The sequence below is a fragment of the Rhodococcus sp. NPDC057529 genome, assembly GCF_042802055.1.
In the GTDB taxonomy this organism is placed as follows: domain Bacteria; phylum Actinomycetota; class Actinomycetes; order Mycobacteriales; family Mycobacteriaceae; genus Rhodococcus_F.
Genome location: NZ_JBHVEY010000005.1, coordinates 189,668 through 213,805 on the forward strand (window position 1 = coordinate 189,668; position 24,138 = coordinate 213,805).

The 24,138-nt window shown below is 71.0% G+C and carries 19 protein-coding genes and 1 pseudogene; 4 read left to right on the forward strand and 16 right to left on the reverse strand.

The window, feature by feature from the left end:
* The first annotated feature begins 7 nt into the window (after positions 1-7).
* Positions 8-637, forward strand: a complete 630-nt coding sequence (locus tag ACFU5V_RS11815) for a maleylpyruvate isomerase family mycothiol-dependent enzyme (protein WP_378699282.1) — start codon at positions 8-10, stop codon at positions 635-637.
* Here the strand turns inward: ACFU5V_RS11815 and ACFU5V_RS11820 are convergent.
* The 11 genes and pseudogenes from ACFU5V_RS11820 to ACFU5V_RS11870 all read right to left on the reverse strand — a co-directional run bounded on the left by ACFU5V_RS11820 (position 621) and on the right by ACFU5V_RS11870 (position 14,422).
* Entirely contained in the window at positions 621-1,898 is a 1,278-nt protein-coding gene (locus tag ACFU5V_RS11820) for a CoA transferase (protein WP_378699284.1), read from the reverse strand. The two genes, ACFU5V_RS11815 and ACFU5V_RS11820, sit on opposite strands and share 17 nt — an antisense overlap.
* Positions 1,895-2,755 (reverse strand): 3-methyladenine DNA glycosylase, encoded by an 861-nt coding sequence (locus tag ACFU5V_RS11825; protein ID WP_378699286.1) that lies wholly within the window; start codon positions 2,753-2,755, stop codon positions 1,895-1,897. The genes ACFU5V_RS11820 and ACFU5V_RS11825 overlap by 4 nt, the downstream gene beginning before the upstream one ends.
* Positions 2,756-2,759: 4 nt before the next feature.
* Positions 2,760-3,848 carry a hemolysin family protein gene (locus ACFU5V_RS11830; RefSeq protein ID WP_378699288.1) on the reverse strand — a complete coding sequence of 363 codons (1,089 nt, stop codon included), beginning with the start codon at positions 3,846-3,848 and terminating at the stop codon, positions 2,760-2,762.
* Complete coding sequence (locus ACFU5V_RS11835) at positions 3,841-5,205, reverse strand: hemolysin family protein (protein ID WP_378440134.1); 1,365 nt, start codon at positions 5,203-5,205, stop codon at positions 3,841-3,843. The genes ACFU5V_RS11830 and ACFU5V_RS11835 overlap by 8 nt, the downstream gene beginning before the upstream one ends.
* Before the next feature lie 537 nt (positions 5,206-5,742).
* Positions 5,743-6,859, reverse strand: a pseudogene (locus ACFU5V_RS11840) (GuaB1 family IMP dehydrogenase-related protein); the annotation flags it as partial.
* 3 nt (positions 6,860-6,862) lie between these two features.
* Positions 6,863-7,741 carry a DMT family transporter gene (locus ACFU5V_RS11845; protein ID WP_378699294.1) on the reverse strand — a complete coding sequence of 293 codons (879 nt, stop codon included), beginning with the start codon at positions 7,739-7,741 and terminating at the stop codon, positions 6,863-6,865.
* A gap of 5 nt (positions 7,742-7,746) precedes the next feature.
* Positions 7,747-9,144 (reverse strand): DEAD/DEAH box helicase, encoded by a 1,398-nt coding sequence (locus ACFU5V_RS11850; RefSeq protein ID WP_378699296.1) that lies wholly within the window; start codon positions 9,142-9,144, stop codon positions 7,747-7,749.
* 95 nt (positions 9,145-9,239) lie between these two features.
* Positions 9,240-10,691 carry an NADP-dependent phosphogluconate dehydrogenase gene (gndA, locus tag ACFU5V_RS11855; protein WP_378440142.1) on the reverse strand — a complete coding sequence of 484 codons (1,452 nt, stop codon included), beginning with the start codon at positions 10,689-10,691 and terminating at the stop codon, positions 9,240-9,242.
* 132 nt (positions 10,692-10,823) lie between these two features.
* Positions 10,824-12,803 carry a DEAD/DEAH box helicase gene (locus tag ACFU5V_RS11860; RefSeq protein ID WP_378699300.1) on the reverse strand — a complete coding sequence of 660 codons (1,980 nt, stop codon included), beginning with the start codon at positions 12,801-12,803 and terminating at the stop codon, positions 10,824-10,826.
* 225 nt (positions 12,804-13,028) lie between these two features.
* Positions 13,029-13,982 carry a M56 family metallopeptidase gene (locus tag ACFU5V_RS11865; RefSeq protein ID WP_276139868.1) on the reverse strand — a complete coding sequence of 318 codons (954 nt, stop codon included), beginning with the start codon at positions 13,980-13,982 and terminating at the stop codon, positions 13,029-13,031.
* A gap of 26 nt (positions 13,983-14,008) precedes the next feature.
* Complete coding sequence (locus ACFU5V_RS11870) at positions 14,009-14,422, reverse strand: BlaI/MecI/CopY family transcriptional regulator (protein WP_015890703.1); 414 nt, start codon at positions 14,420-14,422, stop codon at positions 14,009-14,011.
* Between the two features lie 176 nt (positions 14,423-14,598).
* On the opposite strand from ACFU5V_RS11870, the gene ACFU5V_RS11875 reads away from it, so the two are divergent.
* A complete protein-coding gene (locus ACFU5V_RS11875) occupies positions 14,599-17,187 on the forward strand; it encodes a bifunctional lysylphosphatidylglycerol flippase/synthetase MprF (RefSeq protein ID WP_378699302.1) in 2,589 nt (862 codons plus the stop codon).
* A gap of 6 nt (positions 17,188-17,193) precedes the next feature.
* Here ACFU5V_RS11875 and ACFU5V_RS11880 read toward each other — a convergent pair whose 3' ends face one another.
* From ACFU5V_RS11880 to ACFU5V_RS11890, 3 genes are read right to left on the reverse strand one after another with little or no spacing between them, the layout of a single operon-like run.
* On the reverse strand, positions 17,194-18,027 hold the full coding sequence (locus ACFU5V_RS11880) for an ABC transporter ATP-binding protein (protein ID WP_378439643.1): 834 nt from the start codon (positions 18,025-18,027) through the stop codon (positions 17,194-17,196).
* Positions 18,024-19,130: an iron chelate uptake ABC transporter family permease subunit gene (locus ACFU5V_RS11885; RefSeq protein WP_206005000.1), complete on the reverse strand. Its 1,107-nt coding sequence runs from the start codon at positions 19,128-19,130 to the stop codon at positions 18,024-18,026. The genes ACFU5V_RS11880 and ACFU5V_RS11885 overlap by 4 nt, the downstream gene beginning before the upstream one ends.
* Positions 19,127-20,596 (reverse strand): FecCD family ABC transporter permease, encoded by a 1,470-nt coding sequence (locus tag ACFU5V_RS11890; RefSeq protein WP_378699308.1) that lies wholly within the window; start codon positions 20,594-20,596, stop codon positions 19,127-19,129. The genes ACFU5V_RS11885 and ACFU5V_RS11890 overlap by 4 nt, the downstream gene beginning before the upstream one ends.
* A 184-nt stretch (positions 20,597-20,780) precedes the next feature.
* On the opposite strand from ACFU5V_RS11890, the gene ACFU5V_RS11895 reads away from it, so the two are divergent.
* Together ACFU5V_RS11895 and ACFU5V_RS11900 are read left to right on the forward strand one after the other, a co-directional pair.
* Complete coding sequence (locus ACFU5V_RS11895; RefSeq protein WP_378439649.1) at positions 20,781-21,554, forward strand: hypothetical protein; 774 nt, start codon at positions 20,781-20,783, stop codon at positions 21,552-21,554.
* Positions 21,555-21,804: 250 nt separating this feature from the next.
* The gene (locus tag ACFU5V_RS11900; RefSeq protein ID WP_276139873.1) at positions 21,805-22,266 is read left to right on the forward strand and encodes a PaaI family thioesterase; all 462 of its coding nucleotides are present in this window, start codon (positions 21,805-21,807) and stop codon (positions 22,264-22,266) included.
* Positions 22,267-22,345: 79 nt separating this feature from the next.
* Here the strand turns inward: ACFU5V_RS11900 and ACFU5V_RS11905 are convergent, their stop codons facing one another.
* Complete coding sequence (locus tag ACFU5V_RS11905) at positions 22,346-23,740, reverse strand: NAD(P)/FAD-dependent oxidoreductase (RefSeq protein WP_378699311.1); 1,395 nt, start codon at positions 23,738-23,740, stop codon at positions 22,346-22,348.
* A 188-nt stretch (positions 23,741-23,928) separates the two neighbouring features.
* Positions 23,929-24,102: an adenylate cyclase gene (locus ACFU5V_RS11910; protein ID WP_072942004.1), complete on the reverse strand. Its 174-nt coding sequence runs from the start codon at positions 24,100-24,102 to the stop codon at positions 23,929-23,931.
* Between the last annotated feature and the right edge of the window lie 36 nt (positions 24,103-24,138).

Below are 24,138 nucleotides of genomic sequence, written 5' to 3' on the forward strand. Positions count from 1 at the left end.
GACGGACATGGCACCAGACACGGCACCGGACTGGGTCGCCGGGGAGCGGCGCGACCTGGCGTCGATGCTGGCGGGACTGACGCCGGAGCAATGGGACGCGGCCTCGCTGTGCGCGGGGTGGCGCACGAGGGAGGTGATCGCGCACATCACCATGCCGTACCGCCTGTCGACGCCGCGGATCCTGCTGAAGATGGTGAAGGCGCGCGGCAACTTCAACCGGATGTCGGACGCGCAAGCCCGCGAGGACGCACGGACCCTGACCGCCGACGCGCTGCTGCACACGCTGGAGGAGAACGTCGCGCACTCGTGGACGCCGCCGGGCGGCGGCTTCGAGGGGGCACTGTCCCACGACGTGATCCACGGTCTCGACGTGTCGGTGGCGCTCGGCCTGGGCAGGAGAGTCCCGGACGACCGCCTCGACCGGGTCCTCGGCGGCGTCGGCCCGAAGCACGTGAAGTACTTCGGCATCGACCTGACGGGAGTGCAGCTGACCGCGGACGATCGCCCCTGGACCTTCGGTGCGGGTGCGCCGCTGCGCGGTTCCGCCCAGGACCTGCTCCTCGTGCTGTGCGGTCGCAAGCTGACGCCGGGACATCTGAGCGGGGAACCGAGCGCACGGTTCACGGCGACGGGATGAGCCCGGGCCAGGCGGGGGCGTCGCCGCCCCAGGGCCGGGCCGGGAACGGGTAGTCGTCGAATTCGGCCAGGGCGGGGCGCGCCGTCACCAGGTCGCCGTGCACGGTGAGGCAGCGGGGTCCGGGCACCGGGGGCGGCGGCGGATCTTCGGATCGGCCGTCCGCGGTCAGCAGCCACGCCGCGGTGCGGGCCAGGGACACGTCGACGGACCGGCCGCGCCCGTCGGTGTACCCGGTCGCGAGGGCGTCGACGATGCCGGCGGCGAGCAGATACCCGGTCGCGTGATCGAGTGCCTGCGCGGGCAGCGCGCCCGGAATGCCGCCGCCGCCCTCGATCGTCGCGATCCCCGACGCCGCCTGGACGATGCTGTCGAATCCCCGCCGGTCCGCCCAGGGACCGGAGCCGCCCCACGCGCACACCCGCCCCCGCACCAGATGCGGTGGGGCGTGGTCGAACAGCCCGTCCAGCGCGCCCGGACGGTAACCGGTGACGACCACGTCCGCCTCGGCGAGCAGGCGGTCCCACACCGCGCGACCGGCCGCGGACCGCACGTCGAGCAGCGCGGACCACTTGCCCTGCCCGGTGTCGCGGTGCTGCACGACGATCTCGGGGAGCGACGGCGGATCGATCCGCAGCACCTCCGCGCCGAGCAGCGCCAGTGTGCGGGTGGCGACGGGACCGGCGATCACCCGGGTCAGGTCCAGAACCTGCACCCCCGCCAACGGTCCCGCGCCGGAAGCCCGGCGGACCCGCTGCCCGGCGGCGTGCACCACGGTGGTCACGAGGTCGCCGGACGCGGCGGAGGCCCCTTGCGGGCTCGCCGCCCACTCCGCGGCCGTCCGCACCCGCACCGCGACGGCCCGCGCGGCGGCGGCCCGGTCCTCGACGCCTGCGGCGGTGAGCCGCCCGATCCGGGCGGCCACCGCGTCCCGGCCGGCGTCGGCGGACAGGTCGAGCGCCGACAGCAGTCTCGCGCGGTGGTGCGGGTAGTTGGCGTGGGTCCGCACCCAACCGTCCGACGCCGGGAAGAACCCCGACAGCTCCGCGAAACCGGGCACCGGGGCGCCCGACACTCGCAGCAGACGGTCGCTCGCGAACGACGCGGCGATCCGCTCGGCGTCGAGCCGCCACCGCCGCGGGTCGCGGCCGTGCGCGCGGTCGAACCGGTCGACGGCGCCGGTGAGGGCGGTCAGCGAACCGGCCGCCACCGCGAACACGGGGAGGCGGGCCGCCAGGTAGTCCCCGGGCACCGGGGGAGTCACGGCCCCACGTCGGCGAGCAACCGGCGGCACCGGTCGTGCAACTCGGCACGCAGCGGGGCGGCGCGGGCGGCGAGCGCCGCCTGCTCCCGGACGTATTCGGCGCGGCCGTGCGGGGTCTCGATCGGGATCGGGGTGTAGCCGTACCCGCTGAGGTCGTACGGGCTGGCCCGCATGTCGAGTTCTCGTGCGGCGAGGGCCAATTCGAAGCAGTCGACGGTCAGGTCCGAGTCGATCATCGGGGCCAGCTTGTAGCAGTACTTGTACAGATCCATCGACGCGTGCAGGCACCCGGGCTGCTCCCGGCCGAGCTGGTCGGCCCGGGTCAGCGGGACGCTGTTCCGCGGCTCGGCGGCCGGGGTGAAGAAGCGGTACGCGTCGTAATGGGTGCAGCGCAGTTGCAGTGACTCCACCACGGAGTCGGTGCCGCCCGGCCCGAGCCGCAGCGGCACGCCGCCGTGCCGCACGTCCTCGGACCGGTACACCATCGCCCACTCGTGCAGGCCGAAGCAGGACAGGTGCGTGGGCCGCCCGGTGGTCGCCTCCATCAGTCGTGCGGTGAACGCGACCGTGTCCGCGCGGCGCCGCAGGAACTCCGGGTCGACGGTGACACCGGCGTCGGTGCGGTGATACCCGCGCAGGTCGGCGTACTCGTCCGCGCCGGCGAGGACGGTGCCCCACCCGGCGTGCCAGCGGAGCAGCTGGTTCGGCCGGTGGCTGTAATAGGTGAACAGGAAGTCGTTCACCGGGTGGCTCTCCCCGCGGTCGCGCCGCTCCAGGTGCGGCCCGATCAGCGCGGACACCCGCGCCCGGTGCCGGTCGCGGCGAGGGATCCATTCCGACGCGTCCAGAACGTTCATCCGATCAGCTCGTTCGCTGTCCCGGATTGACACCGTTGTTGCGGTGGGTGCCGTCGCGGACGGTGCCCACGTATTCCTCGACGAGGTCCTCGAGGGCGACGATGCCGACGATCTGCCCCGACGGGTCCGCCGCCGCCCCCAGGTGGGAGCTGGCGCGGCGCAGACTGGCCAGTGCCTCCGCGAGCGGGGTGGTGGTCGACATCCGCGGCAGCGGGCGGATGTCCGACCGCGGGATCAGGGTGTCGGGTCCGGCCTCCTCGTCGAGGATGTCGTCGAGCACGTCCTTCAGGTGCAGATACCCGACCAGCGACCCGTCCTCGGCGCGCACCGGGTACCGGGAGTAGCCGGTCTCGACGACGGCCTGCTCGATGGCGCCGAGCCGGGTGCCGCCCTCCGTGAGGGGGATGGTCCGCGCCTCGCTCAGCGGGATCATCACCTCGGTGACCGTGCGGTCCGTCGTCTCCAGCGCCTGGGTGAGCCGGCGGTGCTCCTCCGCGTCGATCAGCCCCTCGGACCGGGATTCGCCGATCATCTCGGACAGTTCCACCGCCGACACGGTGACGTCGAGTTCGTCCTTCGGCTCCACCCGCAGCATCCGCAGCGTCAGGTTGGCGCACAAGTTGTAGAACGAGATCAGCGGCCGGGCCAGCTTGATGAACAGCAGGTGCACCGGGACCAGCAGCATCGCCGTCCGCTCCGGGCCCGCCAGGGCGATATTCTTCGGCACCATCTCACCGAGCAGGATGTGCAGCACCACGACCAGCGCCAGCGCGATCGTGAACGCGATCGGATGCAGCAGCCCGGCGGGCAGCCCGACCGCGTGCAGCGGGACCTCGAGCAGATGCGCGATCGCCGGTTCGGCGACCTTGCCGAGAAGGATCGAGCAGATGGTGATGCCGAGCTGCGCGGCGGCCAGCATCAGCGACAGGTTCTCGCCCGCGAGGATCACGGTGCGGGCACGTTTCTTACCCTGCGCCTCGAGGGCCTCGAGCCGGTCGCGGCGGGCCGAGATCAGCGCGAACTCGGCGCCGACGAAGAACGCGTTGCCGGCGAGCAGCACGAACGTGAGCAGCACACCGAAGAGGTCACTCATCGTCGGCCTCCTCGCTGCCGGTGTTCTCGACGGGTTTCGGGGTGAGCAGCACCCGGTCGATGCGCCGGCCGTCCATGTGGGTCACGGTGGCCACCCACCGGCCGCCGGGGTCGTGCGCGCCCTCGGGCAGCGGCAGGTGCACCTCGTCGCCCTCGTCGGGAATCCGCCCGAGTTCGGTGAGCACGAGACCGCCCAGGGTTTCGTATTCCCCCTCGGGTGCGGTGTAGCCGGTGGTCTCGGAGACCTCGTCGACGCGCAGCAGCCCGGAGCAGGACCAGCCGTCGCCGATCCGCTGGACGTCGATCTCCGGTTCGTCGTGCTCGTCGCGGACGTCGCCGACGATTTCCTCGATCAGGTCTTCCATCGTCACCATTCCGGCGGTGCCGCCGTATTCGTCGACGACGAACGCGACCTGCATGCCGTCGGACCGGATCCGTTCCATCAGGGTGTCGCCGTCCAGGCTGGACGGCACCACCGGCACCTTCTGGGCCAGTGTGTGGAGGCGGGTGGTGCGGCGGCGTTGCGCCGTCACCGCGAACGCGTGCTTGATGTGGACGATGCCGACGGCGTCGTCCAGGTCGCCGTCGACGACGGGGAAGCGGGAGAACCCGGTGCGGGCCGCGGTGTCGATCAGGTCGGCCACCGTGTCCGTGGTGGACAGGGTCTCGATCTTCACGCGCGGGGTCATCAGTTCCTCCGCGGTCCGTTCGCCGAAGCGCAGCGAGCGGTTGACCAGCAGCGCCGTGCCCTTGTCGATGGCGCCGCGCTGCGCGGACGTCCGCACGAGGGAACCGAGTTCCTGCGGGGACCGCGCGGACCGCAACTCCTCGGCCGGTTCGATGCCGAGGCGTCGCACCAGCCAGTTCGCGCTGCCGTTGAGCCCGTTGATGGCCCATTTGAAGATCAGCGAGAACGCGGCCTGCATTCCCGCCGTGGCCCGCGCCGTGGGCAGGGGGTGCGCGATGGCGAGGTTCTTCGGCACGAGTTCGCCGAACACCATCGAGAACGACGTCGCGAGAATCAGGGCGATCACCAAAGACGTTGCCGCGGCGGCGGATTCACTGAACCCGATCGCGGACAGCGCCGGGGTGATGAAGCGGGCGAGGACCGGCTCGGACAGGTAGCCGGTGATCAGCGTGGTGATGGTGATGCCGAGCTGGGCCCCCGACAACTGGAACGACAGGGTGCGATGCGCGTGCTGCACCTGCCGGGACCGCCGGTCACCGGTGCGGGCGTGCGCGTCGACGGTGCTGCGTTCGAGGGCGGTGAGGGAGAACTCGGCCGCCACGAACAACGCGGTACCCGCGGTCAGGGCGAGAAAGCCGAGCAGGGCGAGAATGCTGAGCGCGATGTCCATGGATCATCGCCGCCGAGCGGAGGAACGGGGGTCGCCGGGTTTGTCACCCGGCTCGATAGAGGAGCCCTCCGAACCGGCGGAATCGGAGTCCGATTCCACGGAGCAGGAGGGCACGACACTCCCGGAGACGGCGGGTGGGGCGCTTGCTGCGTAGGTGGGTGCCGCGGGCACCGGAGTCCTCTCGTTCGGCCTCGACGGCCCGGACGGGTCCGGCGCCGAGAACTGGTGTGGTTGAGCGACCCATGATACCGGGGGATGTCCGGCTCCGTGGAACAGGACACCCTCCGGCACTTCAGGATGCGGTCGTCACCAGCCGGCAGGCAGCGGGCGGCCCTCGGCGAACCCGGCGGCCGACTGCACACCGAGAACGGCCCGCTCGTGCAGTTCCGCCAGCGTCCGGGCGCCCGCGTACGTGCAGGAGGAGAGCTTCGGGATGGCCTCCAAGCGTGCGGTCGCGGCGCGCACCGCCACCGACACCGCGTTCGACCGGGCCCGGAAAGGGCTGTTCGAGGATGTACGCGTTGCCGGACTGGTCCACGCGCAGGTCGCCGGGCGACTCGTAGGTGCCGGCGAACCACGACCCGATCATCACGTTCGACGCGCCCGCGGCCAGGGCGAGCGCCACGTCGCGGGGGTGACGGACACCTCCGTCCGCCCACACGTGCGCACCCATCGCGCGGGCCTGCGCGGCGCATTCCTCGACGGCGGAGAACTGCGGCCTGCCCACCCCCGTCATCATGCGGGTGGTGCACATCGCGCCCGGCCCGACCCCGACCTTCACGATGTCGGCGCCCGCGTCGATCAGGTCCCGGGTGCCGGCGGCGGACACCACGTTTCCTGCGACCAGCGGCACCCCGAGATCGGCCTTCCTCAGTGCGCCGAGGACGTCGATCATCTTCTGCTGGTGGCCGTGCGCGGTGTCGACGACCAGCAGGTCGGCCCCGGCGTCGACGAGGGCGCGCGCCTTCGCGGCGACGTCACCGTTGACGCCGACGGCCGCGGCCACCCGCAGCTTCCCGTTGCCGTCGACGGCGGGCTGGTAGATGCCGTCCCGGATGGCGCCGGTGCGGGTGAGGACACCGGCGAGGGTGCCGTCCGGGTGCACGATCACGGCGAGCGAGTCGTGCGTGCCGTCGAGGAGTTCGAACACCTCCCGCGGCGACGCCGAGACGGGGGCGGTGACGAAGTCGGTCAACGCCACCGCGCGCAGTCGCGCGAACCGGTCGACGTCCGTGCAGGAGGCCTCGGTGACGACACCGACGGGGCGGTCCTCCTCGACGACGACGACGGCGCCGTGCGCCCGCTTCGGCAGCAACGCCAGCGCGTCGGACACGGCGGCGTCGGGGCCGAGCGTCACCGGAGTGTCGGCGACCAGGTGCCTGCTCTTGACGAAGGACACGGTCTCCGCGACGGCGCGGGCGGGAAGGTCCTGGGGGAGGACCACCAGACCGCCACGGCGGGCGACGGTTTCGGCCATGCGGCGCCCGGACACCGCCGTCATGTTCGCGACGACGATCGGGATGGTGGTGCCCGACCCGTCCGCGGTGGCCAGGTCCACGTCGAATCGCGACGTCACCTCGGTGCGGTTCGGCACCAGGAACACGTCGTCGTACGTCAGGTCATAAGGAGGGCGATGCCCGTCGAGGAACTGCACATGTCAGGACGATACCGGGGAAATTGCGGCGGTGTCGGATGTCTGCTGGGCCTGCGACCTGGACAGTCCGATCGTGGCGACCAGCATCACGGCGACCGAGCAGCCGACCACCACGAGTCCGGGGCCCGCGACGCGCAGGCGTTCGTCGAGGACGGTCATGCCGAGGAACACGGCGGCGAGCGGTTCGGCGATGGTCAGGGCGGGCAGTGACGCGGACAGCGGACCCACCTGGAAGCCGCGTTGCTGCAGATACACCCCCACCAGTCCGGCGGCGACCAGCGCCCACGCCTGCCAGCTGCTCAGCACCGCCCCCAACCCGCGGGGCACGAGTTCAACGACGTACTTGGTGAACGCGACCGCCACCCCGTACAGGATGCCGCCCGCCCCGCCGAGCAGCAGGGCCCGCCACCCGGGGTCGATCTTCGTCATCCCCGCCGCGGCCGCGGCCGCCACCACGGCCAGCAGGATGCCGAGGGGCAGCACCCATTCCCGGAACGGGGCGTCGACGTTCCCCTCGGTGGGGTCGCCGACCACCAGGAAGATCGCGAGCGCGACGGCCAGCGCGACGGCGAGAGCCCACGTGGTGCGGCTCAGCCGGTACCCCGAGAACTTCGCCGACAGCGGCAACGCGAACAGCAGCGCCGTCACCAGCAGCGGCTGCACCACCAGCACCGACCCCAGCGCCAGCGCCACGGCCTGCATCACGTACCCGCCGCCGTCCCCGATGAAGCCGGCCCACCAGCGGGGACTGCGCAGCAGCGTCGTCATCAGTGCGGCGTCCTCGGGGACGGCGGACGCCGCACGCTGCTGCGCCACCGACGCGCACGCGAACAGCAGAGCCGCGATCAGCGCGCACACGATCGACGCGAACGGCAGGGACATGCCTCTCAGTGTGCCCCGCGGTTGCGGTGTCCGTGGGGAGTTGACGCAGGTCCGGGTTTCCGTCCGCGCCGCGCACCCGACCGGGCCGCTCCACCGTCGCCGGGCGTTCCGCGACGGGCGGTGCGGCCCCCGGGATCGTGCGCTTGCCTGCCCTTCTTGGGGGTGTCCTGCGCCGGCGCCCGGGTGTCCGGCGCGGGGACCGCCTTCCCGGTGGGGCGGCGTGCGCCGGTGATCTCGGCGAGCACCCGGTCGCCGGGCCGCACCGGCGTGCCGGTGACGTCGAGACCGGCCTTGCGGGTCAGCTTCTCGACCGCAGCCCGTTCGTCCTCGGTGACGAGGGTGACGACCACGCCGGATTCGCCCGCGCGGGCGGTGCGCCCAGCCCGGTGCAGGTAGTCCTTGGCCTCGGTGGGCGGATCCACGTGCACGACGAGCGTGATGCCGTCCACGTGGATGCCGCGGGCCGCCACGTCGGTGGCCACCAGGACCGGGGTGGTGCCGTCGGCGAACGACGCCAGGGTGCGGGTGCGGTTGTTCTGGGCCTTGCCGCCGTGCAGGGCCCCGGCCGCGACGCCGGCGGCGTGCAGTTCCTGCGCCACCCGGTCCACCCCGAACTTGGTGCGCACGAACATCAACGTCCGCCCGGATCGTGAACCGATATGTGCCACAACGGAATACTTGTCCTGCCGGTCGACGTACAGCAGGTGGTGCCGCATCGTCGGCACCGTCGCCGCGACCGGCGCCGTCGAATGCGTCACCGGGTCGTGCAGGTACCGGCTTACGAGGGTGTCGACCTCGCCGTCGAGGGTCGCCGAGAACAGCAGTCGCTGGCCCCCGGCCGGCGTCTTGTCGAGGATCGCCGTGACCTGCGGCAGGAACCCCAGGTCGGCCATGTGGTCGGCCTCGTCGAGGGCCAGCACCGTCACGTCGTCCAGGGACACCGAGCCCTGCGCCAGATGGTCGGCGAGGCGCCCCGGCGTCGCGATCAGCAGGTCGACGCCCCGCGACAACGTCTCGACCTGCCGTTTGATCGGAACCCCGCCCACGACGTTCGCCACCCGCAACCCCACCGACAGGGCGGGCTCGTCCAGTGCGCGTTCGATCTGCAGCGCCAGTTCGCGGGTGGGCACCAGCACGATGCCGCGCGGGTACCCGCGCCTGCCGGCCGCGCCCGTGAGCCGCACGAGCATCGGCAGCCCGAACGCGAGGGTCTTCCCGGACCCGGTCGGTGCCCGGCCCAGCACGTCCCGGCCGGCGAGGACGTCGGGAATGGTGGCCGCCTGGATCGGGAACGGCGCGGCGATGCCGCCGCGGTCGAGGGCGTGGGTCATCACCGCGGGGAGACCGAGCGCGAGGAACGTCTCACCCACCGGTGCGGGCGAGGCGAACTCGTCGTCGGGCATATCCAGAAGGCTACCGCCCGCGAAGGCGGTGTCCGACGCCGCGGCCGTGACGCACCTGCGGTACGCCACGGCCGGGGACGGTCGATCGGGGAGGGTCAGGCCTGCACTTCGCTGCGGTCACCGCTCCACAGGGTGTGGAACTTGCCCTCGGCGTCGACCCGCTCGTAGGTGTGGGCGCCGAAGAAGTCCCGCTGCCCCTGCGTCAGGGCGGCGGGCAGCCGCTCGGCGCGCAGGGCGTCGTAGTAGGACAGCGACGACGCGAACGCCGGCACCGGGATCCCCAGCAGGGTGGCGGTGGACACCACGCGGCGCCAGCTGTCGATGGCCGTCTCGATGGCGTCCCGGAAATACGGGGCCAGGATCAGGCTCGGCAGCGCCGGGTTCTCGTCGTACGCGTCCTTGATGCGGTTGAGGAACCGGGCGCGGATGATGCAGCCGCCACGCCAGATGGTCGCGAGGTCGGCCGGATGCAGATCCCAGTCGTATTCGGCGCTGCCCGCCGCGATCTGGTCGAATCCCTGCGCGTACGCCACGACCTTCGACGCGTACAGCGCCTGCCGGATGTCCTCGGTGAACTGGGCGGCGTCGGCAGGCTTGTCGGCGAGCTGACCGGACGCGAGACCGACCGCGGCCTTGCGCTGCTCGCGGGACCCGGACAGGGCGCGGGCGAACACGGCCTCGGCGATGCCGGTGACGGGGACACCGAGGTCGAGGGCGGACTTGACGGTCCACCGGCCGGTGCCCTTCTGCTCCGCGGCGTCGACGATCACGTCGACGAGGGCCTTGCCGGTCTTCGCGTCCTTCTGCTTCAGCACCTCGGCGGTGATCTCGACGAGGTAGCTCTCGAGGTCGCCGGAGTTCCATTCGGTGAACACGTCCGCGATCTGGTCCGCGTCGTAGCCGAGGGCGGCGCGGAACAGGTTGTACGCCTCGCCGATCAGCTGCATGTCGGCGTACTCGATGCCGTTGTGCACCATCTTCACGAAGTGCCCGGACCCGTCGGGGCCGATGTGCGTGCAGCAGGGGGTTCCGTCGACCTGCGCGGCGATCGACTCGAGCAGCGGTCCGAGGGCCTCGTAGGACTCCTTCGGCCCGCCCGGCATGATCGACGGACCGTTGAGGGCGCCCTCCTCGCCACCGGAGATGCCGGCGCCGACGAAGTGCAGACCACGGTCCCGGAGGGAGGCCTCACGGCGGATCGTGTCCGTGTACAGGGCGTTGCCGCCGTCGATGATGATGTCACCGGGCTCCATCGCCGAGGCGAGTTCCTCGATGACGGCGTCGGTGGGGTCGCCGGCCTTGACCATGATCAGCACGCGGCGCGGCTTCTGCAGCGCTGCCACGAACTCCTCGATGGTCTCCGTGCGGACGAAGTCGCCCTCGCTGCCGTGCTCCGCGATGAGGGCGTCGGTCTTGGCGATGCTGCGGTTGTGCAGCGCGACCGTGTGACCGTGCCGGGCGAAGTTGCGGGCGATGTTCGAGCCCATGACGGCCAGGCCTGTGACGCCGATCTGCGCGCGGGCACCCTCAGTGTTGTCGATAGTCATGGATACAGCATTCCCTCTCGCTCGGCGGTAGTGAAATCGGCGGCTACGAAAAACTCGACCGGCTAAGCCAAACACACGAAGGCCGGCCGTCGCACATGCGACGGCCGGCCTTCGTGTCACGGCATCGTCCGATCAGCTGCGGCGCTCACGGCGCGGGCCGTCGAAGCCGTCGTACGAGCGACGGTCGGTGCGGCTGCGGAACCCGCCGCCGGTCGACGCGGGACGCCGCTCCGACGTGGCCGCGGGGCGGCGGTCGTCCCGCCGGTCGTCCCGCCGGTCGTCGCGGCGGAACCCGCCTGCGGCGCCGCGGTTGTCGCCGAAGTCGCGGCGCGGTGCGCTGCGGTCGAAGCTGCGCTCGCCGGAACCGCGGTGGCTGTCGCCGCGGTCGCCGTAGTCGCGCCGGGGCGCGCGGTCGCCGTAGTCGCGCCGGGGCGCGCTGTCGCCGAAGTCGCGGCGCGGCGCGCGATCGGAGAACGTCCGGCTGTCGCGGTCACCGCGGTACCCACCGCGGTTGTCGCCGTCACGCTGCGGGCGGTCGCCGCGGTAGCCGCCGGACCGGTTGTCGGTCTGCTCGCGGCGCGGGCCGCGCCCTTCGTAACCCCGTCCCTCGTTGCCGCGGCCTTCGAAGCTACGGCCCTCGAAGTTGCGGCCACCCGACGGGCGGTCACCGTAGCTGCGCTCACCGGAGTCGCGGCGCGGGCCACCCCGGTCGGAGGAGCCGCGACCGTCGAAGCCGCGGTTGCCGCGGTACCCGCCGCCGTCGCGTCCGGCGTATCCGCCTTCGCGGCGCGGTCCGCGGTCACCGAACTTGCGGTCGCCGCGCTCGCCGCGGGAGTAGGTGTCGCGCACCGGTTCTCCGCTGGGCGCCTTGGCTCCGGTGATGCTGGCCAGCTTCTCGGAGCCGGGGGTGACGGGCACGGCGGTGGCGTCGACGCCCGCCATGCCGGTCAGGCGGCGGAACGTGCGCTTCTGGTTGGGGAGCACGATCGCGACGACGGTGCCCTTCTCGCCTGCGCGGGCGGTCCGGCCTGCGCGGTGCAGGTAGTCCTTGTGGTCTGCGGGCGGATCGACGTGCACGACCAGGTCGATGCCGTCGACGTGGATGCCGCGGGCCGCGACGTCGGTGGCGACGAGCACGGGGGTGCGGCCGTTCTTGAAGCGTTCGAGGACCCGGGTGCGCTGGTTCTGTGCCTTGCCGCCGTGCAGGGCCTCCGCGGCGATGCCCACCGCGCGGAGGCGGTCGGTGATGCCCTCGCAGCCGAGCTTGGTGCGGGCGAACATGATCGTGCGGCCTTCGCGGGCACCGATTTCGGCGAGAACGTTGTCCTTCTGTCCGCGGTCGACGAGCAGCACGTAGTGCTCCATCGTGTCGACGCTGGCGCGACCGTCCTCGGTGGAGTGCTGCACGTGATCGGGCAGGAACTGGCGAACCAGCGACTGCACCTCACGGTCGAGGGTGGCGGAGAACAGCAGACGCTGGCCGTCCGCCGGGGTCTCGCCGAGGATGGACCGCACCTCGGGCAGGAAACCCATGTCGGCCATCTGGTCGGCCTCGTCGAGGGCGGTGATCTCGACGGAGTCGAGGATGCAGGTGCCCTGACGGAGGTGGTCGCCGAGGCGGCCGGGGGTGGCGACGAGGATGTCGACGCCGCGGCGCAACTGGTCGACCTGCTTGGTGAACGGGGTGCCGCCGACGGCGGGGCGGACGGTCAGCCCCATCGCCCCGGCGTACGAGTTGAGGGAGTCGACCACCTGGAAGGCGAGCTCCCGGGTGGGCACCAGGACCAGTGCGCGGGGCCGCTTGGCGGCGGGCCGGTCGTCGTGGCGGGCGAGCCGGGCGAGCATCGGCAGGCCGAACGCGAGGGTCTTGCCCGAACCGGTCTGTGCGCGGCCGAGGACGTTGGTGCCGGCCAGCGCGTCGGGGACGGACAGCGCCTGGATCGGCGACGGGACGGTGATGGAGTTGCGGGCGAGGGCCTGCACCAGGGGTGCGGGCAGGCCGATCTCGGCGAACGTCACGGTGGCCGTCTCGGCGTCGGTGGCGTTCTGGTCAGGGGTGTCGGTCTCGGTCTGCTCGAGTGGGGCAGACGTCGTCTGGACAGCGTTGGTCACGCGGGTACCTCTCCGGGCATAGGGCGCGTCGCGGAGCGGGGGCTGTCGTGCAGCACGCACAAAGGGACGAGCCAGGGCACATGTCACCTGGTCAATCCATTCGCGGAAGTGCGGGGAATTGGGCTGTGTGCCGTTTCAGTGTTGATGGGCCGCAGTGGCGACCGCCGACCAGTGTACGCGACGGGGCACCCGGTTATCGAACCCGGCGGACTGTGAGCTGGGCGACTATACGGCGCTGAACAACCGGCTCAGTTCGGTGAGCCAGGGGACGGCGACGGCGATGGTCGGCACCACGAGGATGGCCACGGACGCCGCGTACGCGGCGAGCGCGACCCGGGTGCCCTGTTCGGTGGACGCCAGGCGCTGCACCCGCAGCAGGGTGCTGGGACCGCCGGCGGCCATGGCGCCCTTCGGGGCGATCGACCCCGAGCAGGCCACGAGTGCCCGTGCCAGTGCGGTCGGCCCGGTGGCGCGGACGGCGGAGTCGTCGGCGAGCATCTCCACCAGCAGCTGCACCGATCCCAGCGCGGACTTGCTGCGCACCACGGTGGGGAAGGCGGCGTTGACGGCGGTGAACGCCTCGAGGACGAGGTCGTGCCGGGCCCGCAGGTGGGACCGCTCGTGGGTGAGGATCGCGGTGATCTCCGCGTCGTCGAGGTTGGTGAACGTGCCCTGACTGAGCACCACCCGCTGCCGGAGCCCGGGCAGGCAGTAGGCGATGGGCTCGGTGACGTCGAGGACCCGCAGGTCGGGGGTGCGGGCGAGGGGGGACGAGGAGTCGCAGCGGTCGAGGAGGTCGACGAGCATGCGGTGCCGGGCGCGGCGGCGCCGGGTGCGGACACCGACCTGCACGATCGCGAAGATCAGTTTGGCCCCGACGAGGAGGGTCAGCGCGAACACCACCACGTACAGCAGCCACAAGGGCAGGCCGAGGGCGTCGATCTCGGCGACCGGTGCGGTGGTGGGGCGGCCGTCCGGTCCGGGGACCAGGAGCTGGCTGGCGATCGCGAGTCCCGAACTGAACGCGGACAGGACCGCGGCGAGGGCGATTGCCTGCCACAGCACGAGTGCTGCTCGGGGGGCGTGATGCGGCCATCGGGCTCGACTCAGCAGCGCAGGGACAGGCCCTGCGAGAAGAAGTGCGAGTACTCCGAAGACCAGCGCGGTGGTGGCGTCCATGTCCTACTCATCATGCATGACGAACGTCAGCCGGCGCGAACGGTTCCCGACTGATTGTCTCCGGTGGTGCGTTCCTTGGCCTCGAGCGCGGCGAGGGCCTCGCGGAGCGCGTCGGCCTCGTCGGCGCCGACCTGGCCGACGAAGTGCACGAGTGCGGCGGCGCGGCTACCGGACTTGTCGGCCTGCTGGAGCGCGTCCACCATGAGGCTGGCGACGAGTTCCTCACGCTGATGCACCGGCAGGTACCGGTGGGCGCGGTCGTCGCGTTGCTGGATGACGAGGTGCTTCTTCGCCAACCGCTGGAGCACCGTCATGACGGTGGTATATGCGAGTTCACGGCGTGCCGCCAGTGCCTCGTGCACCTGCCGCACCGTCTGCGGTTCCGAAGTGGACCACAGGTGATCCATCACTGCGCGTTCGAGTTCGCCGAGTCCAGCCATACACCGATTCTACGGATACGACGACGCAGATACGTACTACTGGTAGTAGTAAAACTGCGTCGCGGCGTGTGGTATTGGCCATACTCCGAACGGGTGGATTACGGTCGGGTTGGCTAGCGGCCGACCCGCCGGGCAAGCTTTCGTTCTCGACATCGCGGAGAGTGGGGACCTGGCGGATGAAGACCGACGACAGCGCGGCAACCGCACACGGTACGGCAGCGAGGGTCAGGGGTCGGACGGGGCGGGCCGCGGACAGGGTCCGGGGTGCGGTGCGGGGCGCGCCGGTCAGCATCTCGCTGCTGGCCGCGATCTGGATCCTGGCGATCGCCACGTCCAGCGTGATCGGCGGGCCGTCCCACGACCTGTCCCAGCACGTCGCGATCGGGATCCGGGCGTTCCAGAACGGCTGGGTGTGGACGCTGCTCACCGCAGGACTGTGGGGCGACGACGTCCTGGCGTACCTGTCGACGACCGTCCTCGTCCTGCTGGTGGCCGCACCGCTGGAACGGCGGATGGGGTCGGGACGGTTCACCCTCGCCGCGGTCGCCACCCAGGTGCTCGGCGGGCTGCTGGCGCTGTCGGTGGCCGCGGTCGCGAAGGTTGTCGACGCGAACTGGGGTTTCCGGCTGCACGTGGGCATGGCCGTCGGCCCGAGCACCTGGATCGTCGGCGCCGCGATGGTGGCCAGTTCCAACATGGGCACCCTGTGGCGGCGGCGGATCCGGGTCGGCGTCCTCGTGTTCACGATCACCCTGGCGCTGTTCAGCGGTTCGCTGCAGGACGTGGTCCGGCTGGCCGCCGCCGTGGTGGGGCTGGTGATCGGCCGCTGGATCGTGGGCCGCTCCGCCCGCGGCGAGCGGATCGCGGGCACCCAGCGGGAGGGCCGGGTGCTCGTCGCGATCGTGGTGGCGGCCAGCGCGATCGGCCCGATGATCGCCGCCCTGTCGGCGGAGGCGGTCGGGCCGCTCGCCGTGCTGCGCGACCTGTTCCGCGGCGTGCCCTACACGGCGGGCGAGGTCCGCGACCTGTGCGAGGTGTCGGCGGCGGACCCCGAGTGCCGGCGCGGGCTGCTCGAACTGCGCCTGTCCGGGGTCGGGCCGACCCTGCTGAGTCTGATGCCGTCCCTGTTCCTGCTCACCCTCAGCGACGGCCTCCGGCGGGGCCGTCGTTTCGCGTGGGTGGCGTCGGTGATCGCCCAGATGATCCTGCTGGTGCTGTCGCTGCTGAACTTCGCGGTCCGGTTCGTCGACTCCCTCGACGAGGACTCCCTGTTCTACGGTCTCGCCGACCCGAACCTGTACCGGACGCTGGTGCCGTTCCTGACCCCGCTGGCGATCCTGATCGTGCTGCTCGCGACCCGGCGGTTCTTCGACGTCTCCGCCCCGGCCGGAACGTACCGGCGGCTGGCCGGTGTCCTGGTGGCGCTCGTCGCCGGTCTCGCCGTCCTCTACCTCCTGGGCGGATTGTGGGCGCGGCACGGGTTCGACCCCCGTCCGGGAACGACGACGCTGCTGGCCGACTTCCCGGAGCGGCTGATCCCGCCGGTGTACCTGCAATGGCTCGACCCGCGGCTGCTGCCGGAGAGCATCCCCGCGACGCTGCTCTACGAGTGGACCGGGGTGGTGTTCTGGGTCGCCCTCTGCGCGCTGGTCGCCGCGACGTTCCTGAGCCCCGCCATCGGCTCGGACTCGAAGTCCACCGAACGGGCCCGCGCCCTCCTGAAGTCGGGGAGCGGGAGCCCGCTGTCCTGGATGACGACGTGGCGTGGCAACAACTACTGGTTCTCCGCCGACGGCACCAGCTATGTCGCGTACCGGGTCATCGCCGGTGTCGCGCTGACCACCGGCGACCCGGTCGGCCCACCGGACCGGTTACGGGACACCGTCGAACACTTCGCCGAGTTCGCCGCCGCCAACGGCTGGATTCCGTGCTTCTACTCGGTGACCGGCGAGGTCCGCGACATCACCGACGCCCTCGGCTGGAGCGGCATCCAGGTGGCGGAGGAGACGGTGCTGGATCTGGGGCAGATCGCGTTCACCGGCAAACGGTTCCAGGACGTCCGCACCGCCCTGAACAAGGCGAAGAAGTCGGGGATCACCGCCGAATGGGTCAGCTTCCCCAGTGCCCCGCGGGCGATCACCGATCAGATCACCGCGATCTCCGAGGAATGGGTGGCCGACAAGGGCATGCCCGAAATGGGTTTCACGCTCGGCGGACTCGACGAGGTCGACGACCCGGAGGTGCGCTGCCTGATCGCCGTCGACGAGGACCGCACCGTCCACGGCATCACGTCCTGGCTGCCGGTGTACCAGGACGGGCGGGTGGTCGGCTGGACCCTCGATTTCATGCGGCGGCGGGCCGAAGGGTTCCGGCCGGCGATGGAGTTCCTCATCGCGTCCGCGGCACTGAAACTGGAGGAGGAGGGCGCCCAGTTCCTGAGCCTGTCCGGCGCCCCGCTCGCCAAGGTCGAGCAACCGGACGGCGACGCCGGCGAGCGGGAACGGTCGGAGTCGTCGAGCCTGTCGGCGGTGATGGACAGTGTGCTCGATCTGCTCGGCCGCACCCTGGAACCGGTGTACGGGTTCCGGTCGCTGCTGGCGTTCAAGTCGAAGTTCCAGCCCCGGTACGTGGCCATGCACATGACATTCGCCGACCCGGCCGCGCTCCCCAGCATCGGCAACGCCGTCGGCAGGGCGTACCTGCCGACGGTGTCGCTGGGGCAGAGTTACCGGCTGGTGCGGACGATGATCGGCGGCCGCCGCTGACGGCCGCTACTTCTCGTCCGGTCCGCCGATCGCGCCGTACACGTGGCGGGTGCCGATCGGCACGACCAGCGGGCGGTCGGACACCGGGTCGGCGATGACCGCGGCCTCCAGGCCGAACACCTCGAGCAGCAGTTCGGCGGAGATGATGTCCTTCGGCGCGCCGGACGCGACGATGGTGCCGTCCCGCATGACGATCAGCTGGTCGCTGTAGCGGATCGCGAGGTTCAGGTCGTGCAGCACCATCACCACGGTGCGGCCCAGTTCCTCGTGCATCCGGTCCACCAGGTCGAGGACCTCGACGGAGTGCGCCAGGTCCAGGTAGGTGGTGGGCTCGTCGAGCAGCAGGATGTCGGTTCCCTGCGCGAGGGCCATCGAGATCCACGCCCGCTGACGCTGACCACCCGACAGTTGGTCGACGGGGCGGTCCGCGAGGTCGGACACCCCGGTCAGGGCGAGCGCCTCGGCGACCTCGCCCTCGTCGTCGGACGACCACTGCCGCAGCCACGACTGGTGCGGGTGCCGGCCGCGGGCCACCAGGTCGGCGACGGTGAGGCCCTCGGGCGCCACCGGCGCCTGCGGGAGCATGCCGAGGGTGCGGGCGACGTCCTTGGTGCGCATCGACCCGATGGCCTTGCCGTCGAGCAGCACGGAACCGTTGCGCGGCTTCAAGAGTCGCCCCAGCGCGCGCAGCAGCGTGGACTTGCCGCAGCCGTTCGGCCCGATCACGGTGGTGATCACCCCGGTCCGCACCTCGAGGTTCAGGTGGTCGACGATGATCCGGTCGCCGTACCCGAGGCTCAGGTCGTCGGCGATCAGTCGAGAGTCAGTCTGCACGGTCATGCCGAGACCTTCCGATTGTTGCGAACCAGCAGATACAGCAGGAATGGGCCACCCAGTGCCGAGGTGACGATACCCACCGGCAGCTCGACGGGCAGGATGGTGCGGGCCACGACGTCGCTGCCCACCACCAGCACGGCGCCGGTCAGCGCCGACGCGATCAGCGGCGGGCCGGCGGACCGCACCAGCCGCAGCGCCACCTGCGGTGCGGCGAGCGCGACGAACCCGACCGGGCCTGCCGCGGCGGTGGCGATGCCGGCGAGGGCGACGGACATGAGCAGCAGCCGGGCCTGCGACCACTGCAGCCGCACCCCCAGCGACACCGCGTTGTCGTCGCCGAGACGCAGCGCGCCCATCGTGAACGAGGAGATCACCGCGTAGCCGCCGACGAGGACGACGGCGATCGTGACGGGCCACACCTGACTCCAGGAGGCGCCGTTGAGGGACCCGTTGAGCCACACCTGCGCCCGCGACGCGTCGTTGATGTCCGCCGAGATCAGCAGCCACCCGGTGACCGCGATGAGCATGGCGTTGACACCGATGCCGATCAGGATCAGCCGGTACCCCTCCACCCCGCCGCGCCACGCGAGCAGGTAGATGACCAGGGCGGTGAGGAGTCCGCCGACCAGGGCGGCGAGCGGGATCCCCAGGGTGGCGAGGATGCCGACGAAGCTGCCGCCGCCACCGAGGACGATCAGCGCGACCGCGGCGGCGCTGGCACCGGACGTGATGCCGAGGATGTCGGGGCTGGCGAGGGCGTTGCGGGCGATCGACTGGGTGATGGCGCCTGCCAGGCCGAGGGCCATGCCGATGAACACCCCGGTCAGCGACCGCGGCAGCCGGAGGTCCATGACGATGAAGTTCTGGGCCTTCGTGCCGCCGCCGAACAGCACCCGCGTGACCTCGGGGATCGACAGCGGGTAGTCGCCGCGGCCGATGTTGAGGCACAGCACCAGGAACAGGGCCGCCAGCAGGGCGACGTTGACGGCGATGCCGAGGGGGCGCAGGACCAAGGAGACCGGTCCGAGGCGGAATGCGGGGCGTGCCGGTACCCGGGCCGTCGGGGCGGCGCCGAGGTCGGGGCGCACGTCGTCTCGAGTGCTCACAGGCTTGCCAACTTTCTGCGCCGAACCAACGCGATGAAGAACGGTGCCCCGAACACGGCGAGCACGATTCCCACCTGCAACTCACCCGGCCGGACCACGACCCGTCCGATGACGTCGGCGGTCACGAGCATCACGCCGCCGAGGAGCCCGGCGTAGGGGACCAGCCACCGGTAGTCGGGGCCGGTGATGGCCCGCGCGACGTGGGGGACGACGAGACCGATGAATGCGATCGGACCGCACGCCGCGGTGGCCGCACCGGTGAGGAGGGTGATCGCGACGATGCCGAGCGCACGGCTGGCCGCGATGTTGGTGCCCAGCGACCGGGCCACGTCCTCGCCGAGGCTGAGGACGTTCAGGCCCGGCGTGCTGACGAGGGCGAGGATCAGCCCGAGGACCAGGAACGGCAGCACCTGCCACAGCACGTCGAAGCCGCGGCCGGCCACCGACCCGACCACCCAGAACCGGTAGGAGTCGAGGCTGGACTGGTCGACGATGATGATCGCGTTGGTCATCGCCTGCAGGAAGAAGGCGACGGCGGCGCCGGCCAGCGCCAGGCTCAGTGGGCTCGCCGCCCCGTTGCCGATCGACGACAGCCCGAACACGATCACGCTCGCCGCGAAGGATCCGGCGAACGCGAACCACAGGTATTCGCTGGGGGCGCTGAACCCGAACAGGTACATCGACAGCACCACGAGGAACGCGGCGCCGGCGTTGAGGCCGAGGAGTCCGGCGTCGGCGAGCGGGTTGCGGGTGTGCCCCTGGATGAGGGCGCCCGCGACACCGAGCGCCATTCCGACGACCAGACCCAGCACGGTGCGCGGGCCGCGCAGCGTGCGCACGATGATGTCGGTCTGCGAGCCGTCCGGATCGAACAGTGCGTGGAAGATCTCCGCGAACGACAGCGGCCGCGCCCCGACCGCGACGCTGGCGAGCAGGACCAGTCCCAGCAGGATGACGAGGACGCCCAGCCCGATCAGCCGGCGGCGCCGGATCGCGGCGACGCCGACGTCCTTCTCGCGGACGGCGAATCCCTCGTCGGTGGCGGTGCTTTCCCGGACGACCTCGGTGCCGGTGCGCCGGAACGCCCGCAGCAGCGACCGTTTCGGGCCGATCGCGTCGCCGGTGTCGGTGTCGCGGGTGACGAGGCCGACCCAGCCCTTGCCCGAACTCTGCCCGGTGTTGCCTTCGCGGAATCCGCGGTTCCACAGGGCGAGCCCCAGCGCGATCGCGACGGCGGCGCCGCCGAACACGACCCGGTCGGCCTCCCCGCCGCCGTTGTCGTCGCGGAGGGAGTCGACGATGTACCACCCGAGAACGAGCGGGATGGCCACTGTCCCGATGTCGAGCAGTCCCGCGAGTGCCCGGAGGTACAGCGGGGCGGGACCGCGCGGAACGTCGCGCTTTCCGTAGGGCTCGTCGGTCGGCAGGTGCGGGATGTCGCTGCCGAACTGTCGCGTCGTCGTCACTGGCGGGGGAAGCTCCTGACGTGTGTGCCGGTGCACGGGATCTGCACTGATTCAACTACTTAGGTTACGGAACCCTATCCCCGTTGCCACATCCGGCGGGGCGTGCCGCGTGCGGCGGTTCGCGGGGGTGCCTCACATCACATGATGTCAAGTCTTGATATTTGGTTAGGCTCACCTATGTTTGGTGGTGTTCCATCCCGACCGATTGGAGTGCACGGTGACTTCGACCCTGTCCGCCCCCGCGACCGCACTGGACGTGTCCTGCACACGACTTCGCGCGCTGAACGCCGAATATCCGCGCATGTACGCGGTCGCGACGATGGCGGACGAGGGTAAACGCCGGTGGTGGTCGCTCGCCGACGACCTCGACGGCGACCGGGTGCCCCGGATGTGGGCGCGTTCGCTCGAGGACGTCCCCGATCCGGACGTCGCCGCGATGCAGGTGGCCACGGCGCTGATCCACGCGGTCGTCGGGCGTGTCACCGCCCTCGTCGTGCTGGAGGGGCGGGCCTGGGACCCGGGGCTCGAGAACCTGTGGATCCACATGGACAGTGACGAGGGAATCGACTGGGCGGGTGTCGTCGACGACACCATGCGTGTCCTGCCGGACGACCCCTACGCCGGCGCCCCCCGGACGGTCACCGTGCCGTGCGAGCGGGCACTGCTGCTCTGGACGGTGCACCGCAGTCTCACGTCGCTGCACGCGGTGTTCGACGCGATTGCCCGGCTGACGCCGATCGACGCGTCCCGATTCTGGGGGCTCGTGGGGGAGTCGGTGCTCGGCGCCGCGACGTACGTGCCGATCCTCGCCGGTGGCGGCGAGGCCGCCGCGCAGCGCCGCGGTCAGGGCATCCTGGACGCCTTCGTCGCGGCCGGCGTGCCGGTCCGCTCGAAGAGCCGGATCACGCGCCCGCACTGCGGTCGGCTGGGGCAGGCACGGAAGCGCTTGCTTAATTAGGGAAGCCTTGCCTATACTCGTGGCAGACGCCGAGCCGAAACGCCGGCGCCGAGAACCGAACTACCGGACCGCGCAGGAGTCCTGAGGGCTGCAGTGACTCCCAGGTCCATCCCACGGCGGGCCTCACGCTGACCAAGCGTGAGGCCCGCCGATCCGTTTGCCCCACCTGCTTCCCCCGCCGCCCGTCCCGTCGTGTAGGCAGGAGTCCGGGTGCGCCGCGAGAGCGCACAGCGATCCGATGGAGAGTGCGATGGTGGATTCCGGGCAGCAGCAGGCTTCGAACGGCGACGGGCACGGCGACACCGCCGCGCTGGCCGATCAACTCGGCAAGGGATTCGACGCCCTCATCGGACTCGAATACCTCGAACTCGGACCCGACCGCGTGCGAGCGCGGTGGACGGTCACCCCCGACCTGCAGCAACCGGCCGGAATCCAGCACGGCGGCGTCTACTGCTCCGTCATCGAATCGGTCGCCAGCACGGCGGGCACGGTCTGGCTCGGCGGCCGCGGCCACGTGGTCGGCGTCAACAACAACACCGACTTCCTCCGCGCCACGCGGGAGGGAACGCTGACCGCCGAGGCCAGCCCCGTCCACCGCGGCCGCACCCAGCAGTTGTGGGAGGTCCGGATCACCGACGAGCAGGACCGGCTGGTCTCCAAGGGGCAGGTCCGGCTCGCGAACATCACCGACACCGGACGCCTCGGCAACTGACAACCCCCGGACAACGGAGGAGGGGACGGACCCGATGGTCCGTCCCCTCCGCCACGTTCAGCTCAGGGGGATGACTGCGTCACCCGGCGGCCTTGCGCTGCTCGCCGCCCGACGACTTCTCCGCCGACTCCTTCTCCCGCTCGTGCCGCTCCAACTGCTCCATCGCGTTGCGGGCGAACACCCACTGCTCGGTAGACGCCATCTGCGCGCGTCCGCGACCGAGGAACGTCACCGTCCACGACAGCAGTGTCGACAGCCGGCTGCGGAACCCGACCAGGTACATCAGGTGGATCGCCAGCCACGCCACCCAGCCGATGAATCCGCTGATCTCGAGCTTGCCGACCTTCGCCACCGCACTGAACCGCGAGATGGTGGCCATGCTGCCCTTGTCGAAGTACTTGAACGGCGGGCGGTCCTGCGGCTTCTGCCCGCTCAGGCCGGCCTTGATCTGATGGGCCGCGTACTTGCCGCCCTGCATCGCGACCTGAGCCAGGCCCGGCAGCTTGTCGAGCGACATCATGTCGCCGATCACGAACACGTCCGGGTGCCCCGGCACCGACAGGTCCGGGTTGACCAGGACGCGTCCGGCGCGGTCGATCTCGGCGTCGGACTGGTCCGCGATCTGCTTGCCCAGCGGGCTCGCCTGCACACCGGCCGACCACACCTTGCACTGCGACTCGATCCGGCGCTGCGTGCCGTCCTTGTCCTTGACGACGAGGCCGTCCACGTCGACGTCGACGACCATCGCGCCGAGCTGGATCTCGATTCCGAGCTTCTCCAGCTGCTGGCGGGCCTTGCGGCTGAGCTTGCCGCCGTAGACGGGCAGGACGTCGTCCGCGCCGTCCAGCAGGATCACGCGGGCCTCGCGGGGGTCGATGTTGCGGAACGCCCCCGACAGGGTGCGCCGCGACAGTTCCGCGATCTGGCCGGCGAGCTCGACACCGGTCGGGCCTGCGCCGACGACGACGAACGTCAGCAGCCGGGCCCGCTCGGCGGGATCGCTCGACAATTCGGCCTGCTCGAACGCGCCGAGGATCCGGCCGCGCAGCTCCAGTGCGTCGTCGATCGTCTTCATGCCGGGTGCGAACTCGGAGAAGTGATCGTTGCCGAAGTACGACTGTCCCGCGCCGGCGGCGACGATCAGGCTGTCGTACGGGGTGACGGTGGTCCGGTCCAGGAACCGGGAGGTGATCGTCTTCGCCTCGAGATCGATCTTCTCGACATCGCCGAGCAGCACCTGCGTGTTCTTCTGCTTCCGCAGCACGAGCCGGGTGGCGGGGGCGATGTCGCCGACGGAGAGGATGCCGGTCGCCACCTGGTACAGCAACGGCTGGAACAGGTGGTGAGTGGTGCGCGCGATCATGGTGATGTCGACGTCGGCATTCTTCAGCGCCTGTGTGCCGAACAACCCTCCGAAGCCGGATCCAATGACCACGACGCGATGGCGGCGTGACTCAACCGACTGGATACTCATTCCGTGCTCCTCGAAAAATAGGCGACTCCTGTCACGGTAGTCGCCTTGTCCTCGAGCGTCTCAGTAAGGCGTGCTTCCCTGCGCCCGCGGCCGGAATCGATCCAGAAGACCCGCCGCCCCCCCCGGCCACGTACGAAGGCGGGCAGCCCCTCCCTGAGGGACTGCCCGCCTGCCGGTGCTCGACGCGGCTATTCCGCCCGGCCGATCCGCTTCCTGCCCGAGGGAGTTCCGGTGGAGTCCGGGGGGATGAAATCCGATTTGATCGAGAACACGAACAGGGCCGTCACCCCGACCACGACGACAAGAATGGTGAGGACTACGACCACGTAGCCGAAACCGACACCAATTGCTGTCAAGTCCATCAGACCTACCTCCTCAGTCGCTGCTCACGCTACTGC

Excerpts from the sequence above, each read along its gene's own strand:
- ACFU5V_RS11815 (WP_378699282.1), top strand. The coding sequence starts at position 8 with ATGGCACCAGACACGGCACCGGACTGGGTCGCCGGGGAGCGGCGCGAC.
- ACFU5V_RS11825 (WP_378699286.1), bottom strand. The coding sequence starts at position 2,755 with ATGAACGTTCTGGACGCGTCGGAATGGATCCCTCGCCGCGACCGGCAC.
- ACFU5V_RS11830 (WP_378699288.1), bottom strand. The coding sequence starts at position 3,848 with ATGAGTGACCTCTTCGGTGTGCTGCTCACGTTCGTGCTGCTCGCCGGC.
- ACFU5V_RS11835 (WP_378440134.1), bottom strand. The coding sequence starts at position 5,205 with ATGGACATCGCGCTCAGCATTCTCGCCCTGCTCGGCTTTCTCGCCCTG.
- ACFU5V_RS11845 (WP_378699294.1), bottom strand. The coding sequence starts at position 7,741 with ATGTCCCTGCCGTTCGCGTCGATCGTGTGCGCGCTGATCGCGGCTCTG.
- ACFU5V_RS11850 (WP_378699296.1), bottom strand. The coding sequence starts at position 9,144 with ATGCCCGACGACGAGTTCGCCTCGCCCGCACCGGTGGGTGAGACGTTC.
- gndA (WP_378440142.1), bottom strand. The coding sequence starts at position 10,691 with ATGACTATCGACAACACTGAGGGTGCCCGCGCGCAGATCGGCGTCACA.
- ACFU5V_RS11865 (WP_276139868.1), bottom strand. The coding sequence starts at position 13,982 with ATGGACGCCACCACCGCGCTGGTCTTCGGAGTACTCGCACTTCTTCTC.
- ACFU5V_RS11870 (WP_015890703.1), bottom strand. The coding sequence starts at position 14,422 with ATGGCTGGACTCGGCGAACTCGAACGCGCAGTGATGGATCACCTGTGG.
- ACFU5V_RS11875 (WP_378699302.1), top strand. The coding sequence starts at position 14,599 with ATGAAGACCGACGACAGCGCGGCAACCGCACACGGTACGGCAGCGAGG.
- ACFU5V_RS11880 (WP_378439643.1), bottom strand. The coding sequence starts at position 18,027 with ATGACCGTGCAGACTGACTCTCGACTGATCGCCGACGACCTGAGCCTC.
- ACFU5V_RS11900 (WP_276139873.1), top strand. The coding sequence starts at position 21,805 with ATGGTGGATTCCGGGCAGCAGCAGGCTTCGAACGGCGACGGGCACGGC.
- ACFU5V_RS11905 (WP_378699311.1), bottom strand. The coding sequence starts at position 23,740 with ATGAGTATCCAGTCGGTTGAGTCACGCCGCCATCGCGTCGTGGTCATT.
- ACFU5V_RS11910 (WP_072942004.1), bottom strand. The coding sequence starts at position 24,102 with ATGGACTTGACAGCAATTGGTGTCGGTTTCGGCTACGTGGTCGTAGTC.